This window comes from Pseudomonadales bacterium, from assembly GCA_024234215.1.
Classification (GTDB): Bacteria; Pseudomonadota; Gammaproteobacteria; order Pseudomonadales; family UBA5862; genus JACKOQ01.
Genome location: JACKOQ010000006.1, coordinates 1 through 17,054 on the forward strand (window position 1 = coordinate 1; position 17,054 = coordinate 17,054).

Genomic DNA, 17,054 nt, shown 5'->3' on the forward strand with positions numbered 1-17,054 from the left:
AATTGCTCTGCGCCTTGAACAGCGGATAACCCCGATCCATGACGTAGCAGGTCTCCTTGACGGACGAACCTCCCACCTGCGGGTGCTGTACCAGGTAGTCGAACAGCGAGGTGGTGCCACATTTAGGCGCGCCGGCGATGATCAGATTGGGCAGCGGCGGCAAAGGTTCGACGGAGCTCATCAGTACTGCAACCTGTCAGGAATCGATCTTGCCGAACATGTCCCGCAAGCTCTGCTTGTCGAGCTTCGAGCGGATGACACGCCGGCTCGGGGCTTCATCCGCATCTGGCACCACATCGCCCAGCAGCGGCACCGGGTCGGTGAAGATGCCGGTGCGGGCCTTGTCGCCAATCACCTCTTCGAGCAGCTCTGCGTCGATCTGTTGCTGCTGTCCGGCATAGCCATAGACCAGCGCCATGTCGCAGAGGATGTTGATGCGCCGGGGAATGCCCTGGGTGTGACGGTGCAGCAGTTCGATCGCCTCGGGCGTGAACAGCGGCGCGTCGCGGCCGGCGATCTGCAGGCGGGTGGTGACGTAGTGGGCGGTCTCTTCGGCATCGAGCGGCAGCAGTTCGTAGTCGACGGCGACCCGCTGGGCGAACTGGCGCAGCTCCTGCCGCTTGAGCTTCTCTTTAAGCTCCGGCTGGCCGGAGAGGATCATCTGCAGCACCTGGTCCTTGTCGGCATTGATGTTCGACAGCATGCGCAGCTCTTCGAGAATGGCCAGGCTCAGGTTCTGTGCCTCGTCGATGATCAGCAGCGTGCGCCGCCCCTTGGCATATTCGGCAATCAGAAAGTCGGTGAAGATCCGGTAGAGGGTGACCTTGCTGCGGCTGTTGCCGTAGTCGAGCCCAAAGGCGTGCAGTATCCACTGCAGCAGTTGGCCGAATGATTCATGGGTGTTGGTGATCATGCCAACGGTGATGTCGCCGCTCAGCCGGTTGAGCAGGTGGCGAATCAGCGTGGTCTTGCCGCAGCCGACCTCGCCGGTGATGACGGCAAAGCCGGCCTGGTTCTCGATGGCATATTCGAGCAGGGTGAAGGCCATCTGATGCTTGCGGCCGAGATAGAGAAACGACGGATCGGGCAGGATCGAAAAGGGTTTCTCTTTCAGTCCGAAATGGGCTTCGTACATGGTGCTGATTCTGTTTGCGGCCCCGGCGCCTTGGCATCGAGGTACAGGGGTTTCGGGTCGACTTCAACTCAAACAGCAAACAGCCTGCCAGAAATGGCGCATCGCCCTGCTCAGGCGCCGCTGATGGCAGGCCGAATCGGGGCGGTCAACCATGGGCGTAGCCATATCCGCTGCCGTAGGCGGAGCTCTCTTCTCGCGATTTGTTGAGCACGACCCCACAGAGGTTGACGTTCTGCAGCAGCTCGTGCGAGCGCCGCAACTGCAGATCGGTGGTCGCGCCCTCTTCGACCACCAGCAGCGCGGCATCGACATAGGGCGAGAAGGCCAGCACATCGTCGAACTGCAACAGTGGCGGCAGATCGAAGATGATGATCCGGGCCGGGTAGCGGTTTTTGATCTCTTCGACCAGTTCGACCACCTGTGGCGACGAGAGCCGCTCGGATGAGGAGTCGGCCAGGGCTTCATGCCCCGGCAGCACCACCAGCCGCTCGATCGATGGGTTGAACAGCATCTCGCTGAGTGGCTGCCGATGCAGCAGATGGTCGCTGATGCCGGGCATCGGTGCATCGCTGAAAAAGCCGCCGATGGTCGGCCGGCGCAGGTCGAAATCGACCAGCAGCACGGTGTGGTTGACCTCGCGCGCCATGCTGATGGCCAGGTTGATGGCGGTGAGGGTCTTGCCATTGCCTTCGGTCGGACTGGTGACCATCAGCGTGCTCCAGCCGTTGTCGGTCATGCGCCGCAGCACCTGGGTGCGCAGCACCCGGTAGGCGTCGACCGCCGGGTGGGCCGGCAGATGGGCGACGATGCGCCGTTCGACCAGCCGGGCGGAGTCGAGCGGAATCACCCGGGTCTGGGTGTATTCGATCTCGTCCGGGGCCACCGCCACCGGCCGTGATGCATCAGAACGGGCCCGGGGCTGGCCACCACTGCTGCCTGCTCCGGCGCGCTCCTCACGGGCCCGCTCGAGCGCCTCTTTGATCCGTTCCATCTCTTTTACCTGAATAGAAGTTTGGACTGTCACACGGCAAGCCAGCCGGAATCGGCGGCTTCCCCTTCATGAACTCTCGCCGCTAGATCCCCAGCCGCCGCAGGACGCTGAACCAGATGATGTCGAGCGGCATGATGAAGAAATGAATCACCAGCACCAGCACCAGCGCCAGCACCAGCAGCATCACCAGAATCAATCGCCGCTGACGCCGCTGGCTGGCCTGATCGCGCTCGGTCAGGATGTAGGGAATGGTCGCCAGCGGCGAGATGCCCAGCACGTCGTTGACACTGGCGGCCCCGTACAGTGATTGATCAATGTTCTCGCGCATTGCCACAGTGCCGACGCCCGCCGCAGCGGCCAGCATCAGACCGAGAAACAGGATCGCCGGACGATTTGGACTCGCCGGATCTTCAGGCAGCGGCGGCGGCTCGACCAAGGTGAAGCGTTCGCCCTTCTGCTCTTTTTCAAGCGCTTCGGAAAGCTGCGCCTGGACCTGCTTGGCGCTGATGTCGGCGTGATTTTTACGGGCACTGTCAAGCTCGGCCAACAGCTTGCTGTATTGCTGTTGAACCTCAGGCATCTGCTTCATGCGCTGTTCGAGCTCGCCGATCTTGGCCTCGGCCTGCTTTTTCGAGAGTTGCAGCGACTTGAGCTCGCTCTCGGCGGCCTGCAACTGTGCCTGCATCTGGATGTAGACCGGGTTGTCCGGCTTGCTGGCCAGTGCCGCACGCTGGCTCTGCTGGCTGCTGGCGCGGCTCAGCGCACTCTCGGTCTCGGCAATCTGCCGCTCCAGCCGCTTCACATCGGGGTGGTCGGCCGAATAGCGCTCACGCAGACTCTGCAACTCCGCCTGCTGTTGCTGCTGGCGTGCAGCGAGCGATGCAGCAGTTTCGGTTGAGGCAACCTCCTTGCGCAGCGCCTCGATCTCTTTCTTCATCTTGATGATGTCGGGGTGGTCCGGCCCGTAACTGGCCGAACGGCTGACATATTCGGCTTCGAGCGACTTGAGCCGGCTCTCGTTGCCGAGAATCGGCTTGCCTTCGGTTGAGTAGAGCGTGCTGTTGGGGCTCAGTTGCGCCAGTTGGCCCTGCAGGGCGATGCGCCGGTCCTCCTGCACCCGAATGCGCTGATCGAATTCACTCAACTGCTGCTCCGCCCGCTGCATTGCCTGCTGGTTGATCTGCGCCAGTTCAGGCAGCACTTCGCCATACTTACCCTTGAAGCTGCTCAGCTCGTTCTCCAGCTGCGTCACCTGCGCCTGCCATTTTTCCGCTTCGGCGGCCAGAAAACGGGAAGCCTCACGGGTCTGCTGGGTGCGCTGCTTCAGGTTCTCGTTGAGAAACAGCGTGGCCAGTTCGTTGGCCACCCGCTGCGCCAGCTCTGGAGATTTGTTGGAGTAGGCCAATGTGAAGGCGATGGTGGCGGTGGTGGGCTTGCCGCTCTTGGGATCGACCACGTTGGCGCTGACCGGCGTCAGCAGAATGTCTTCACGCATCTGCTCGACCACGGTCGCCAGGGTGTCGCGCTGGCGTTCATCGGCATAGAGATTGTACTTCTGGATGATGCCGCCCAGATTGGCCGTGGTCATCACCTGCTGGCTGATGGCCTGCATCCGCTCGGCCGCGTAGCCGCCGACGGTCGACTTGACCATCTCGGCCGGAATCTCCTGCTGCTCGATCAGAATGGTGCCCGACGAGGTGTAGACCGATGGCAAGGCCAGGGTCACCAGCACCGCGATGACGAACACCACGCCGAACACCGACCACAACAAAACCCTGCGCCGGCGCAGGATGCGCAGATAGTCACTGATTCCAATCATCTGTTCCATGCAGGGTTTGCCTCGGTTCGGTAAGCGTTGTCTTCGATGTTCATTGCGGTGTTGCGATCACCCGGTCAGTCTCATTCCGGTTCAGAGCGGCTTGCCCTGCCCGCTGCTGCCCAGTGGGCTTGGCCAGAGATAGGAGATCGAAACAAAGAGTGCGTTGCTCTCGGCCTCGTCACCCTGGTCGAGAAATCTGTTCTGCCGGTAGCGGTAGTCGAACCGTGCGGTCCAGTTGCGCTCCACCCGCCACTCGATGCCGGGCGCCAGGGTGAGGTAGCGACGGTCATTGCTGCTCAGCGAAACAAGGTCATTGGTTTGCTGAATGTCGAGGTAGTTGGCATTGAAGATCAATCGCGTCCGCTCGTTCCACTCATAACTGGCCGTACCGCCCAGGCGGTCACGCTGAATCAGACTGCCGTCGCCACTTGGATCCGTCGAACGCCCCAAGTTTAAATTCAACCGCCAGCGCTGCCAGGATTTCTCCAGCGCCGCATCGAACTGGGTCCCGGAACTCTCATCCTCGGTCTGCAGACCGAAAAGGGTCCGCTCCGATTTGTCCTTGCGCGCTCCGACCGAGAGCGAACCGGTGAGACTGGGCGAGAAACGCTCCTGCCAACCGAAGCTGACACCCTGCCCACGCGAGATGAAGTCGAAATCGGTGGGGGTGTAGCGGGTGGCAAAGAGTGTACCGGTGAAGGAGCGGTCTTCGCTGACCCGGTATTGCAGCGCGGTCTGCGCCGTGACATAGCGGTAATCGGTCAGACTGCTGCCCACGCGGTCTTCATATTCGACTTCGGAGTAGCTGGCGCCAACCGACCCGACCCAGCGTTCAGCAAAGCTGTGCTCGAAACTGGGCTGCAACAGTTGCCGCGTCACCCGCAGATTGTCATCGACCCGCCCGGTGGTCTCCAGTTCGCTCTGCAGGGTGGTGTCACGGTGCAGGCTGGTCAGCAGCCCGAAACTGTTGCGTTCGCCCTTGTGATCGAGGTTGAGGTCGGCAAACAGGTTTTCGTTGTTCAAACCATCCTGCTGCTGATACTGGTTGGCCTCGGCCTTCAGCTTCAGTGCGGCACTTTCGGTTTCGGTGCGGTAACCGAACAGGCCATTGCCTTGCAGCGTGGTGACGAAATCTTCCTGCGGATCGCTGCTGCGCAGCCGGATGTTGTCATCGAACCCGGTGCGCAACCGCACGCTGGGCTCCTGGTACCAGCCACCCGCCGTGGCGGATCCCGCCGCCAGCAAGGCCCCCGCCGTCAGCAGGGTCGAAAATGTGGCTCGCCTCATGGCACCACGACCACATCACCGGCCTGCAGCAGGATGTTCTGCTGCAACTTCTTGCCCTGCTCCATCTCGGCGTAGTTGAAGCCGACGCTGGTCTGCTCGCCATTGACCCGCCGCAGCACCTGGATGTTCTTGGTGTCGGCAAAGGGGTTCATGCCGCCGGCCATGCTGAGCGCCTGCAACACGTCAACGGCACGGTTGACGGCAAATTCGCCCGGCCGGTTGACCTTGCCGATGACATAGACCTTGTTGCCGAGGTTCTGCTTGAGCGCCACCGTCACCACCGGGTCGGGAATGAATTTGGTGAGCCGTTTTTTGATCTCTTCGCTCACTGCCGGCACGGTCTGGCCGGCGGCACCGATCTCGCCCACCAGCGGAAAGCTCAGGCCGCCATCGGGCCGCACCAGTGCCTCGCGTTGCAACCCATCCTCACGCCAGACCGAGATCTCCAGCACGTCACCCGGCTGGATCAGGTAGGGATCGAGCGCCAGGACCAGCGTCGATGTCGACATCAGCACCACTGCAAGCAGCGCCTTCGCGAGGAGTTCGAATTTTTTTCCGACCTTCACCTTGTGCGCTCCGACTTGTTGTGTCACGAGAGTTCTTCCTTTTCATTCGCTGGGTTATATGAATTTTCGAGCATCTTCATCAGCATGCTCGAATGGTGCGATTATAGGATAAGGCACCAGAAATGCCAGCACACTGCCCCATGGCAGGGCGGTCGCGAATACTGCAGCAGAATGCTGGCAGTTTGATGACACTCTGCACAGCCATGCTGAGGCCGGGGTTTTATAAGCACATATCAGGCCAGTTCAGCCGAAAGAGTCCCGGTAGTGCCGGCCGATCTGCTGAACCCAGCGCTGGCCGACCGGACGACGGTCGAGCCAGCCGCCGATCAGCCACTGCCCGCAACGCTCAAGCAGATTGCCGCCATAGGTGATGATGGCGTGCCGTGGCGACACCACCACATCGATCCGGTCCACGGTCTTGAACACCCGTACCCCTGCTCCGCTCGGCAGCAGAATGGCATCCTGACGACCAAGAAATGCACCACCCGGTGGCAGTTCGAACACCTTGCCGTCCTCTTCGCCGAGCAGAAAAAGCGTTCTGGAGGAGTGGTTGAAAACATCAGCCGAACAACCCAGCGCCAGACCGAGCAGCAGCCCGCCCAGCCAGAGTCGAAATCTTTGCGCTTTCATCAACTTTCCCCACTCTCGACGCGGCCACGCAGGAACGGACAGCCCTGTGCAGCAGTATAGAAAAGGGCGACGAACTCCGTGTCGACAGCGCGACAGAGTGCGCAGCCGATCACATTTTCAGCGTTCACCAAAGGGGCGCGCCAGCGGCTCGCCGATGAAGAGCCCCTGCCCCGGGCTGGCCACGCTCTTCCAGTAGGCTTCGAGCAGGGTTTCACCACGCTGGTAATGGTCGATCAGCACCGCGGGCCTGGGGAATTTTTCGGGAAAGTTGCAGGGTTCGCTCACCGTGCCGTAGCTGCCGGTGGCCCCGGCGCTCAGCCAGGCCAGGGCCGGCATCTGCTTCTGGCCATCGAGCTGGCCGCCGGCGCTGGTCAGGTGGTCGCCGACCGCGCCGGGCAGAAAGCGGTTGCTGTCGAGTTGCCGCACCCAGGCCGTGCCGGTGAAGTAGAAGAGCACATCCTGCTCATGCTCGATCCAGTCGGCCTCGATGCGGCGCGGGCGGATCGGTGGCCGTGCCACCCGAAAGACCTCGCCATAGCCGAGGGCGCGCACGCTGCGCGCACGGTCGGCGGTGACCAGCAGGTAGGCACTGCCGGCAGGATGGCTGCCATCGGCGGCGATGCCGCGGTCGATCAGCCGCTTCACCTCCTCCAGATTGTTGCCGGCCAGCATCATGGCCGGACGCAGACCCAGTTGCCGGTGCGGATCGGTGACGGCGCTGTCGAAGTAGTCGAGCCGGCGGGTCGGCGCGCAGACCACCCCCTCGGGCGGACAGAAAGCCGCATCGAACCCGGCGGCCACGGCGGTGGTGATCGACATGCAGCCGACCCGGTAGGGACGGCTCCAGGTGATGGCATAGGCCTGAATGAAGTCGGGCGTGGCCCGCTCGATCTGGGCGCGAATGGCCGCAAAGGCCTCGGGCGAGAGCCGTGACTTTCCGGCCGGAAAGTTCAGGTGAATCAACTGTCTGGCCTCCAGCTTGCGCGCCTGCTGGTAATACTGCCCCACCTGCACGCTGAGCGGGTCGGCATCGTTCACCAGAATCGCCAGCGTCGTCCGATCGACCCCGCCCTGCGCCCACAGGCTGAGGCCGCAGCCCAGCGCCAGAAGCAGCACACCGAAAAGACGCGCATTCATCTGGAGTGTCGAGTTGCCATCGGTCAAACCCTCTTCGCCAATCGCTCTTATACTAGCCGCTGCTCGGCAACACGCAGACCCACCCATCTCTTTTGGCAGTGAAAACACCCCGATGAACGATCCGGAACTCCTCGAACAGCAGTCGTCATGCTGAATGAAGCGCAATACCGCACGCTGCGCCAAGCCTACAGCGAGTTTGCCACGCCGGCGCAACTGAACTGGCTGGAGCGTCATGAACGGCTGTTGCAGCAGGTGGAGCGGCAGCGTCTGTTCGCCAGCTCACTGGAGCTGTGCGAAGCGGCCTGGCGCGAGCTGGGCGACAGCGAGCCCGGTGCGGTCTATTCGCTGATCCTGCGCGAGCCCCGGCCGACCGAAATACGGCTGGGGCAGTGGTGCCGCGCCGATCTCGCCATTGCGCTGTTGCTGCTGCTCGGTGCGGAGCTGGCGGCGGCACCCCCTGCGCGCTGGTTGACCAAGCTGTTCGAGGCGGCTTCGGAGCCGGTGCGTGGCAGTGGCCTGCGGATGCTGATGCTGGTCGACCCGACCGGTAGCCTGGCGGCATGGAGCATCGATGCGGCACTGCCGGCCCGCTTTGCCCAGCGACAGGCGGCGCTGTTCCGTCACAACCCCTATCCGGCGCTGCATTTTCCTCAACCTGCCTTCAACCAGCTGGTGCTGGCGGCATTGAGTGCCGACGCCAACCTGCTCGATCTGCAGAATCTGGAGCTGCGGCTCGATGCGAGCCTGAGCCTGGCAGTGGTGGAGTGGCTGCAACAGCGGCGCGATGCCGGCGCCAGCCTGCCACCCTCGCTGTGGCTGGCGATTCGTCCGGCCGATCTCGATGCCGCCAGCAGCCGGCTGTTTCAGGCCGCGCTGGGCGACGGCGATGAAGCGCACCGCTTTCATGCCGCACTGGCGCTGAGCCGCAATGGCGAGGTGCCGGAGCCGCTGCTGCGGCTGGCGGCGCAGCGCGAGGATATCGAACCGGTCGCGGCCATCCGGCGCCTGCTGCGCAACCTGAGCCGGCTGGCCGGACCACGCAGCCAGAATTGACCTGCCGATGCACCACTCCCCTGCCCCCACCGTTACCCCGATTCCGCGCGGCGTCTGGCTGCTGGGACTGGTCAGTCTCTGCATGGACCTCTCTTCGGAGCTGATCCACAGCATCCTGCCGCTCTTCATCGTCACCACGCTCGGCGCGTCGCCGATGGTGCTGGGTCTGCTCGAAGGTCTGGCCGAGGCCACCGCCGCCCTGGTCAAGGCGGTCTCGGGCGGCCTGAGCGACTGGCTGGGACGACGCAAGCCGCTGGTGCTGCTCGGTTATGGACTCTCGGCGTTGACCAAACCGCTGTTTCCGCTGGCGGGCTCGATCGGCATGGTGTTCACCGCCCGGCTGCTCGACCGCGTCGGCAAGGGCATTCGCGGCGCGCCACGCGACGCCCTGCTGACCGATCTGACGCCGGCCACGCTGCGCGGCGCTGGCTTTGGTCTGCGGCAATCGCTCGACAGCATCGGCGCCCTGCTCGGTCCGCTGCTGGCGATGGGGCTGCTGGCCTGCTTCACCGACGATGTCAGACTGGTGCTGTGGGTCGCCGTGGTGCCGGCGCTGCTGGCGGTGCTGTTGCTGCTGGCGGTGAAGGAGCCGCCACAGCCTGCCAGCGCGCCAGAACCACCGGTGAAGGATACGGCACCGACCGGTCGCTGGCGTGCCCTGCCCACCGCCTTCTGGGCAGTGACCGGCTTTGCGCTGCTGCTGACGCTGGCCCGCTTCAGCGAGGCCTTTCTGCTGCTGCGCGGCAACAGCCTCGGACTGCCGATCGCCTGGGCACCGGCGGTGATGGTGGCGATGAACCTGGCCTATGTGCTCTCCAGCTACCCGGCCGGGCGGCTCTCGGACCGGATCGGCCGACGGCGGCTGGTGGCGATGGGTTGCCTGCTGCTGCTGGCCGCCGATGCCATGCTGGCGCTGGCCGACGGCTGGTGGCTGCTGTTTGGCGGCGCGCTGCTGTGGGGCATGCACATGGGACTGACCGAGGGGGTACTGTCGGCGATGGTGGCCGACACGGCGCCGGCCGCACTGCGCGGCACTGCCTTCGGGCTGTTCCGGCTGACCACCGGCATCGCGCTGCTGGCCGCCAGCCTGATCGCGGGCGCGCTCTGGGAGTGGGTCGGCCCGGCGGCCACCTTCATGGCTGGCGCGCTCTGCACCGCGCTGGCGCTGCTGGTGCTGCTGCGCCTCCGGGCCGGAGCAGGCTGACTGGCGCGTCAGACCAGCTCCGCGGTGCCACCATGCCGCTCGAGCCAGTGGCGGCGGTCCGACGCGCGCCGTTTGGCGAACAGCATGTCGAGCATCTCGTGTGCCGCCTGTTCGCCGTCGACACCGAGCCGCACCAGCCGCCGGGTGGCCGGTGCCATCGTGGTCTCGCGCAACTGCAGCGGATTCATCTCGCCCAACCCCTTGAAGCGCTGCACATTGGGCTTGCCGCGCCGCTTCTCGGCGCTCAGCCGGTCGAGAATGCCCATCTTTTCGGCCTCATCAAGGGCGTAGTAGACCTCCTTGCCGAGGTCGATGCGGTAGAGCGGCGGCATCGCCACATGGAGGTGTCCGGCACGCACCAGCGCCGGAAAGTGGCGCAGGAACAGCACGGTCAGCAGCGAGGCGATGTGGCGACCATCGGAGTCGGCATCGGCCAGGATGCAGACCTTGCCGTAGCGCAGTCCGCTCAGGTCGTCGGAGCCGGGGTCGATGCCGAGCGCCACGGCGATGTCATGCACCTCCTGCGAGGCGAGAATCTCGCTGCTGTCGACCTCCCAGGTGTTGAGAATCTTGCCGCGCAGCGGCATCACCGCCTGGAACTCCCGGTCGCGCGCCTGCTTCGCCGATCCGCCCGCCGAGTCACCCTCGACCAGAAACAGCTCGCCACGCCCCATCTCCTGGCTGCTGCAATCGGCCAGCTTGCCCGGCAGTGCCGGACCCTGGGTCACCCGCTTGCGCGCCACCTGCCGGCTGGCCTTCAGCCGCCGTTGCGCCTGGCTGATCGCCAGTTCGGCCAGCAGCTCGCCGACCTCGACATGCTGGTTGAGCCAGAGGCTGAAGGCATCCTTGCCGACACCGGAGATGAAGGCGACCGCTTCACGCGAGGAGAGCCGCTCCTTGGTCTGTCCCGAGAACTGCGGTTCACGAAGCCGCGCCGAGAGCAGATAGCTGGCCCGTTCGAACAGGTCATCGGTGGTCAGCTTGAGCCCGCGCGGCAGCAGGTTGCGGAATTCGCAGAACTCGCGCAGCGCCTCGGTCAGGCCGGCGCGCAGCCCGTTGACATGGGTGCCGCCCTGCGGCGTCGGAATCAGGTTGACATAGCTCTCGGCGATCGGCTCGCCCCCCTCCGGCAGCCAGAAGATCGCCCAGTCGACCTGCTCGTCGCGCCCTTCGAAGTGGCCGGTGAAGGGCTGTGGCGGCACGGCGGTCGCGCCCTGGGCACTCTCGAGCAGATAGTCGGCCAGACCGCTGGCATAGCACCATTCGATCTGCTCGCCCTCGGCACGCTCCTCGAAGCGCAATCTGAGGCCGGGACAGAGCACCGCCTTGGCCTTCAGCAGCTGCTTGAGCCGTGGCAGGGCCAGTCTGGGTGAATCGAAGAAGGCCGGATCGGGCAGAAACCGGACCCGGGTGCCGCTGACCCGCCGTGGCGCGCTGCCGACCTCGGTCAGCTCGGTCACCTTCTGTCCCGATTCGAAGCGCATCCGCCACAGCTTGCCGTCGCGCCGCACCTCCACCTCCAGCCAGAGCGACAGCGCATTGACCACCGAAACGCCGACGCCATGCAGACCGCCGGAGAAGCGGTACTGGTCGCCGGAGAACTTGCCGCCGGCATGGAGCCGGGTCAGGATCAGCTCGACCCCGCTCACCCCCTCGACCGGGTGCAGATCGACCGGCATGCCGCGCCCATCGTCATTCACCTCGATCGAGCCATCGGCATGCAGGATCAGCTCGATCAGGGTCGCATGGCCCGCCAGCGCCTCGTCGACGCTGTTGTCGACCACCTCCTGCACCAGATGGTTGGGGCGGCTGGTGTCGGTGTACATGCCCGGGCGCTTGCGCACCGGGTCGAGCCCGGTCAGCACTTCGATGGCGGCGGCGTTGTAGTCACTCATGATCGGATTCGGCCGTGGCAAAGAGAACGGTGATCAATATCCGGAACTGCTGTGGTCGGCGGTGAACAGGCCAGCGGCCACCCGTTCGATGCCGGTCTCGAACCGGCCATCGTCATGCAGTCGCAGCCAGCGCAGGCCGGGCGCCAGGCTGTCGATCGCAAAGTCGTCCGAGTCGGGCCGGAACTGCACGCAGGTCGAGGGCGCCGACAGCAGCCAGAGCGGACCGAACTGCCGGGCCTGCTGCTGATGGATGTGACCACACAGCAGCAGCCTGACCTGCGGATGGTCGGCCAGCAGCGCCAGCAGCCGTGCGCCGTTGTCGATGCCCTGGTCATCGAGCCAGGCGCAGCCGAGCGCGCAGGGCGGATGGTGCACCGCCAGCAGTGTCGGCCGCTGCGGTGCGCTGCACAACGACCGCTCGACGAAGTCGAACTCCGCTTCGGCCAGATGGCCCGCCACCGTCGCCGGCAGCGTCGAGTCGAGCAGCAGCAGCCGCCACGCCCCCAGATCGAGCGACTTCACCAGAGTGCCCGCCGGCGACAGCGCCGCCATCACGTCCGGCAGGTCGTGGTTGCCCGGCAGCCAGACAAAACGCTCGCCGCGACCCTGCACCTGTTCCAGAAAGCGGCGGTAGGCCGCGACGCTGCCATCCTGGCTGTTGTCACCGGTGGCCAGCAGCAGCGCCGGCCTCGGTCGCCCGTCGAGCAGTTGCAGCACCGCAGCCAGACTGGCGTCGGTGTTGATGCCCAGCAGCTCGGCCTCGCGGTCGGCAAAGAGGTGGCTGTCGCTGATCTGCACCAGCTCGACGAAGGTGTCACGCATCGCTCAACCTGCCGGCAGGAACGGCAGTTCGCAGGCGGTGGCCCGCCCCTGTTGCAGACAGAACCGCAGCCACTCACCCAGAAAAAAGTTCAGTTGCCACTTCTCGTCGACCTGATGCATCCGCCGGTTGGGGTAGTCGTGAACCGCCGCGACCGCCCGCTGGTCCATGCAGCGCACCACCTCGGCAAGGCCAGCATCGTGGTAGAGCGACAGCTCCATGCACCAGGGCGCCAGCCACGGCGGGCGCGGCTGGTCATGGTGAATGGTGACGAAGCTGGTGTAACGCGATGGATGGGTGATGACGAAGCGGACCAGCCGCTCCCGCAGCAGCAGCTCACGGTACGTCCGCTGGTGCAGCTCGGGCAGCAGCCTCAGCAGCCGCTGGTAGTTGCTGGCCGCCTGCGCCTGCTGCGCCACCAGATCGACCCGGTAGCGCCGCCTGCCAGCGACCGGCGCTGGTGTCGCGGTCAGCACTGCCACTGCGCACGCACCCGGGCATGGTTCAGTTGCAGCCATTGCAGCGCCACCAAGGTGGCGGCATTGCGGATCAGACCCTGCTCGACCCAGCCATAGGCGGTCTCGCGCGCGACTGCCCGCACCAGAATGTCTTCGGCTTCGTGGTCGACACCATGGATGCCGCCCGCCTGACTGCTGTCGACCCGGCCGCAGAACAGATGCAGCCGCTCGTCGCTGCCACCGGCACTGCTCAGGTAATCGGCGATCGGCAGCAGCTCGAACAGCGTCAGCCCGGCCTCTTCGTGCGCTTCGCGGTGGGCGGTCGCCTCGATTGGCTCATCCGGTTCGGTGATGCCGGCCACCAGTTCGATCAGCCAGGGCGATGCTGCCTGCCGGCGTCGCGCCGGTTCGACATCGTCGGCGAGCAGTGCCGGATCCAGCGCGCCGACCCGGAACTCCTCGATCAGCACCACTTCATCGCGCAGCGGATCATAGGGCAGCAGCGCCACCGCCGGCCGGCGCAGCAGCAGCTCGCGCCGCAGCGGCGGGCTCCAGCCGCCGCCGAACAACCGATGGCGCAACGTGAAGCGCTCGAGGCGAAAAAAGCCCTGATGCAGCAGCTCGCGCCCGAGCAGTTCGACATCATCATGCGAAAACTGCTGCAACACCCTCGACCTCAACCGGTGTTGCCGTAGAGTTCGCCGCCCTGGGCGCGGAATTCGCTGGCCTTCTCGGCCAGACCGCTGTCGATGGCCGCATCCGGACCATCGAGCCCGCGCTCGCGGGCATATTCGCGCACCTGCTGGGTGATCTGCATCGAGCAGAATTTGGGGCCGCACATCGAGCAGAAGTGGGCCACCTTGCCCGACTCCTTCGGCATGGTGGCGTCGTGGTAGGCACAGGCGGTGTCGGGGTCGAGCGCCAGCCTGAACTGGTCCTCCCAGCGGAATTCGAAGCGCGCCTTCGACAGCGTGTCATCCCACAGTTGTGCGCCGGGATGCCCCTTGGCCAGGTCGCCGGCATGGGCGGCGATCCGGTAGGCGATCAGCCCCTGCTTCACATCCTCGCGGTCGGGCAGGCCCAGATGCTCCTTTGGGGTGACATAGCAGAGCATCGCGCAGCCGAACCAGCCGATCATCGCCGCACCGATGCCCGAGGTGATGTGGTCGTAGCCGGGCGCGATGTCGGTGGTCAGCGGCCCCAGCGTGTAGAAGGGCGCCTCGTCGCAGCATTCGAGCTGCTTCTCCATGTTCTCCTTGATCAGTTGCATCGGTACATGGCCGGGCCCCTCGACCATGGTCTGCACGTCATGCCGCCAGGCGATGCGGGTCAGCTCGCCCAGAGTCTCGAGCTCGGCGAACTGGGCGGCGTCGTTGGCATCGGCGATGGAACCGGGACGCAGGCCATCGCCCAGCGAGAAGGAGACATCATAGGCCTTCATAATCTCGCAGATTTCATCGAAGTGGGTGTAGAGAAAGTTCTCCTGGTGGTGGGCGAGGCACCACTTGGCCATGATCGAACCGCCGCGCGAGACGATGCCGGTCAGCCGGTTGGCGGTCAGCGGCACATAGCGCAGCAGCACGCCGGCATGGATGGTGAAGTAGTCCACCCCCTGTTCGGCCTGCTCGATCAGCGTGTCGCGGAAGATCTCCCAACTCAGCTCCTCCGGCTTGCCGTCGACCTTCTCCAGTGCCTGGTAGATCGGCACCGTGCCGATCGGCACCGGCGAGTTGCGGATGATCCACTCGCGGGTCTCATGAATGTGCTTGCCGGTCGAGAGATCCATCACCGTGTCGGCACCCCAGCGGATCGCCCAGACCAGTTTGTCGACCTCCTCGGCGATCGAGGAGGTGACCGCCGAGTTGCCGATGTTGGCATTCACCTTGATCAGAAAGTTGCGGCCGATGACCATCGGCTCCAGTTCCGGATGGTTGATGTTGGCCGGAATGATCGCCCGCCCTCGGGCCACCTCCTGTCGCACGAACTCCGGCGTCACCTCGAGCGGCATCTCGGCGCCGAAGCTGCGGCCACGATGCTGCCGCTGCAACAGGCCCTGCTCGCGCGCCTGCTCCAGATAGAGATTCTCGCGCAGGGCAACGAACTCCATCTCGGGCGTGATGATGCCACGCCGCGCATGGCCGAGCTGGGTGACATTGCTGCCGGTTCGGGCACGGCGCGGCAGCGGTGGCTGCGGGAAGCGCAACTCCGCAGTCTTGAGGTCGTTCTGCCGTTGCCGGGCATAGCGTGAACTGAATGCGGCCAGTGGTTCGCTGTCGCCACGCGCGCTGATCCAGTCGGCCCGCAACGGCGGCAACCCGGCACCGAGATCGATCTGCTGCGTGGTGTCGGTGTAGGGTCCGGAGCTGTCATAGACCCGCAATGGCGGATTCGCCGTCGTGCCGGTGGGCGAAAGCGTGATCTCCCGACAGGGCACGCGCAGGTCGTCGCGGCTGCCGATCCGATATTGCTTGGTCGAGCCAACCAGCGGCCGGGTGCTCTGGGCGGGCAGGCGCATCGCGTCGGATGCCGGGATTTCTCGTGATGAGCTCATGGTCATGGTCCGGGGTCCTGGGCCGGTTACGCTATCCGATGATGCAATCGCTGTCGAGCCGCGCGATGGTCCGGTTTTTTTGATATGCTTAGCAAGCTAACGATCACACTGATAACTCCGATATCCAGCAAGGAAAAAAACAACCATGAAGGTGACGGCAAGAACCGCTCTGCCCACACTGCTGGGCTGCCTGTTGAGCCTCGGACTGCAGGCCGAGAACCTGGCCGAGGTCTATCAGAACGCCATCGACAACGACCACCGGCTGAAGGCGGCGCGCGCCACCTATCAGGCGCAGCATGAGATCGTCTTTCAGGCCCGTGGCGTGCTGGCACCCGACGTCCGGCTCGATGGCAGTGCCACCCGCTCCTATGTCGACAGCCAGGCCAGCGATTACAAGGTGCACATCAATGGCCATGGCTATGGCCTGAAGCTCAACCAGCCGGTGTTCAACCTGCAAGCCTGGTATGGCTACAAGCAGGCCCAGGCGATCGACCTGCGCGCCGCTGCCGACCTGTCGGCCGCCGAGCAGGATCTGATCATCCGCACCGCCGCCGGCTACTTCGACGTGCTGCGCGCCAGCGATGACCTGCGTTCGGCCCAGGCCGAGGAGACCGCAGTCAAGCGTCAGCTCGACCAGGTCAGCGAGCGTTTCAATGTGGGTGTGTCAGCGATCACCGATGTGCAGGAGGCGCAGGCGGCCTATGACCTCACCGTGGTCAACCGCATCAATGCCGAGAACCAGGTCGAGGTCTCCTTCCGGGTGCTCGAAGCCATCACCGGCGTGCGTTACAACCGCCTGTCGACGCTGAGCCCGACCTTCCCGATCGTCCGGCCCGAACCGGCACAGCCCGAACCCTGGATCGATCAGGTGCTGGCCAACAACTACGGGCTGAAGAGCCTCGAGCAGAGCGTCGAGGCCGCCAGGCAGAATGTCCAGGTCAAGCGCGCCGCCCACTATCCGACCGTTTCGCTGTTCGGCCGCTATCAGGATGACTACACCAACAATGCACCTGAACTGGTTGTGGGCACTCAAAGATTCCAGCTCAGGAACACCGATCAGGACACCTTCTCCTACGGCCTGGAACTGAAAATGCCGCTGTTCACCGGCGGGCTGATCTCCTCCCAGGCGCGGCAGGCTGCCTACGAGCATGAGGCCGCCAACGAAAACCTCGAAACCGTTCGCCGCAACCTGACCCAGACCACCCGCATCCTGCACAGCCAGTTGCTGACCGATGTCGAGCGGGTCAAGGCGCGTCAGCAGGCTGTCACCTCGAGCGAGAGTGCGCTGAAGGCAACCGAGGTGGGCTATGAAGTGGGTACGCGGAACATCGTCGAACTGCTGCAGTCGCAACGGATGCTCTACGCCACTCAGCGCGAATATGCCCGCTCACGCTATGACTACGTGGTCCGCTATCTGCAACTGAAGCAGGCGACCGCCCAGCTGGCGCCGACCGACCTGCTCGATCTCAACGCCTGGCTGCAAGCGCCCGGCAGCGTCAAGCCCTGAT

16 protein-coding genes are annotated in these 17,054 nt (G+C 64.7%); 3 read left to right on the plus strand and 13 right to left on the minus strand.

Annotated elements, in window-relative coordinates:
* The 8 genes from H7A13_10650 to H7A13_10685 all read right to left on the minus strand — a co-directional run.
* On the minus strand, positions 1-181 hold a 181-nt coding region (locus H7A13_10650; protein MCP5333794.1), incomplete at its 3' end, for a hypothetical protein.
* Positions 182-196: 15 nt separating this feature from the next.
* The gene (locus tag H7A13_10655; protein MCP5333795.1) at positions 197-1,135 is read right to left on the minus strand and encodes an AAA family ATPase; all 939 of its coding nucleotides are present in this window, start codon (positions 1,133-1,135) and stop codon (positions 197-199) included.
* A 145-nt stretch (positions 1,136-1,280) separates the two neighbouring features.
* Entirely contained in the window at positions 1,281-2,126 is an 846-nt protein-coding gene (locus tag H7A13_10660; protein ID MCP5333796.1) for an AAA family ATPase, read from the minus strand.
* A gap of 82 nt (positions 2,127-2,208) precedes the next feature.
* A complete protein-coding gene (locus tag H7A13_10665; protein ID MCP5333797.1) occupies positions 2,209-3,945 on the minus strand; it encodes a lipopolysaccharide biosynthesis protein in 1,737 nt (578 codons plus the stop codon).
* Between the two features lie 90 nt (positions 3,946-4,035).
* Entirely contained in the window at positions 4,036-5,232 is a 1,197-nt protein-coding gene (locus H7A13_10670; protein MCP5333798.1) for a DUF560 domain-containing protein, read from the minus strand.
* Positions 5,229-5,741: a polysaccharide biosynthesis/export family protein gene (locus H7A13_10675; protein MCP5333799.1), complete on the minus strand. Its 513-nt coding sequence runs from the start codon at positions 5,739-5,741 to the stop codon at positions 5,229-5,231. The genes H7A13_10670 and H7A13_10675 overlap by 4 nt, the downstream gene beginning before the upstream one ends.
* A gap of 300 nt (positions 5,742-6,041) precedes the next feature.
* On the minus strand, positions 6,042-6,428 hold the full coding sequence (locus H7A13_10680) for a hypothetical protein (GenBank protein ID MCP5333800.1): 387 nt from the start codon (positions 6,426-6,428) through the stop codon (positions 6,042-6,044).
* A 117-nt stretch (positions 6,429-6,545) separates the two neighbouring features.
* A complete protein-coding gene (locus H7A13_10685; protein MCP5333801.1) occupies positions 6,546-7,652 on the minus strand; it encodes a TIGR03790 family protein in 1,107 nt (368 codons plus the stop codon).
* Between the two features lie 60 nt (positions 7,653-7,712).
* Between H7A13_10685 and H7A13_10690 the strand changes: the two genes are divergently transcribed.
* On the plus strand, positions 7,713-8,618 hold the full coding sequence (locus tag H7A13_10690) for an EboA domain-containing protein (protein MCP5333802.1): 906 nt from the start codon (positions 7,713-7,715) through the stop codon (positions 8,616-8,618).
* Positions 8,619-8,625: 7 nt separating this feature from the next.
* Entirely contained in the window at positions 8,626-9,822 is a 1,197-nt protein-coding gene (locus H7A13_10695) for an MFS transporter (protein MCP5333803.1), read from the plus strand.
* Positions 9,823-9,830: 8 nt separating this feature from the next.
* On the opposite strand, the gene parE is transcribed toward H7A13_10695, so the two are convergent.
* From parE to thiC, 5 genes are read right to left on the minus strand one after another with little or no spacing between them, the layout of a single operon-like run.
* Positions 9,831-11,717 (minus strand): DNA topoisomerase IV subunit B, encoded by a 1,887-nt coding sequence (gene parE / locus H7A13_10700; protein MCP5333804.1) that lies wholly within the window; start codon positions 11,715-11,717, stop codon positions 9,831-9,833.
* 33 nt (positions 11,718-11,750) lie between these two features.
* Positions 11,751-12,539, minus strand: coding sequence for a 3',5'-cyclic-AMP phosphodiesterase (gene cpdA, locus H7A13_10705; GenBank protein MCP5333805.1), 789 nt, complete (start codon positions 12,537-12,539; stop codon positions 11,751-11,753).
* A gap of 3 nt (positions 12,540-12,542) precedes the next feature.
* Positions 12,543-13,055 carry a DUF1249 domain-containing protein gene (locus H7A13_10710; protein ID MCP5333806.1) on the minus strand — a complete coding sequence of 171 codons (513 nt, stop codon included), beginning with the start codon at positions 13,053-13,055 and terminating at the stop codon, positions 12,543-12,545.
* Positions 13,007-13,675, minus strand: coding sequence for an NUDIX domain-containing protein (locus H7A13_10715; GenBank protein ID MCP5333807.1), 669 nt, complete (start codon positions 13,673-13,675; stop codon positions 13,007-13,009). The genes H7A13_10710 and H7A13_10715 overlap by 49 nt, the downstream gene beginning before the upstream one ends.
* On the minus strand, positions 13,672-15,546 hold the full coding sequence (gene thiC, locus H7A13_10720) for a phosphomethylpyrimidine synthase ThiC (protein ID MCP5333808.1): 1,875 nt from the start codon (positions 15,544-15,546) through the stop codon (positions 13,672-13,674). Before thiC ends, H7A13_10715 begins: the two co-directional genes overlap by 4 nt.
* A 145-nt stretch (positions 15,547-15,691) precedes the next feature.
* On the opposite strand from thiC, the gene H7A13_10725 reads away from it, so the two are divergent.
* Complete coding sequence (locus H7A13_10725) at positions 15,692-17,053, plus strand: TolC family outer membrane protein (protein MCP5333809.1); 1,362 nt, start codon at positions 15,692-15,694, stop codon at positions 17,051-17,053.
* Position 17,054: the final 1 nt, after the last annotated feature.

Bases quoted from the DNA above. Each gene is read 5' to 3' on its own strand.
- H7A13_10710 (MCP5333806.1), bottom strand. From the start codon at position 13,055: ATGGCTGCAACTGAACCATGCCCGGGTGCGTGCGCAGTGGCAGTGCTG.
- cpdA (MCP5333805.1), bottom strand. From the start codon at position 12,539: ATGCGTGACACCTTCGTCGAGCTGGTGCAGATCAGCGACAGCCACCTC.
- H7A13_10660 (MCP5333796.1), bottom strand. From the start codon at position 2,126: ATGGAACGGATCAAAGAGGCGCTCGAGCGGGCCCGTGAGGAGCGCGCC.
- thiC (MCP5333808.1), bottom strand. From the start codon at position 15,546: ATGAGCTCATCACGAGAAATCCCGGCATCCGACGCGATGCGCCTGCCC.
- H7A13_10665 (MCP5333797.1), bottom strand. From the start codon at position 3,945: ATGATTGGAATCAGTGACTATCTGCGCATCCTGCGCCGGCGCAGGGTT.
- H7A13_10725 (MCP5333809.1), top strand. From the start codon at position 15,692: ATGAAGGTGACGGCAAGAACCGCTCTGCCCACACTGCTGGGCTGCCTG.
- H7A13_10685 (MCP5333801.1), bottom strand. From the start codon at position 7,652: ATGGGTGGGTCTGCGTGTTGCCGAGCAGCGGCTAGTATAAGAGCGATT.
- H7A13_10655 (MCP5333795.1), bottom strand. From the start codon at position 1,135: ATGTACGAAGCCCATTTCGGACTGAAAGAGAAACCCTTTTCGATCCTG.
- H7A13_10690 (MCP5333802.1), top strand. From the start codon at position 7,713: ATGCTGAATGAAGCGCAATACCGCACGCTGCGCCAAGCCTACAGCGAG.
- H7A13_10680 (MCP5333800.1), bottom strand. From the start codon at position 6,428: ATGAAAGCGCAAAGATTTCGACTCTGGCTGGGCGGGCTGCTGCTCGGT.
- H7A13_10670 (MCP5333798.1), bottom strand. From the start codon at position 5,232: ATGAGGCGAGCCACATTTTCGACCCTGCTGACGGCGGGGGCCTTGCTG.
- H7A13_10695 (MCP5333803.1), top strand. From the start codon at position 8,626: ATGCACCACTCCCCTGCCCCCACCGTTACCCCGATTCCGCGCGGCGTC.
- parE (MCP5333804.1), bottom strand. From the start codon at position 11,717: ATGAGTGACTACAACGCCGCCGCCATCGAAGTGCTGACCGGGCTCGAC.
- H7A13_10675 (MCP5333799.1), bottom strand. From the start codon at position 5,741: ATGTCGACATCGACGCTGGTCCTGGCGCTCGATCCCTACCTGATCCAG.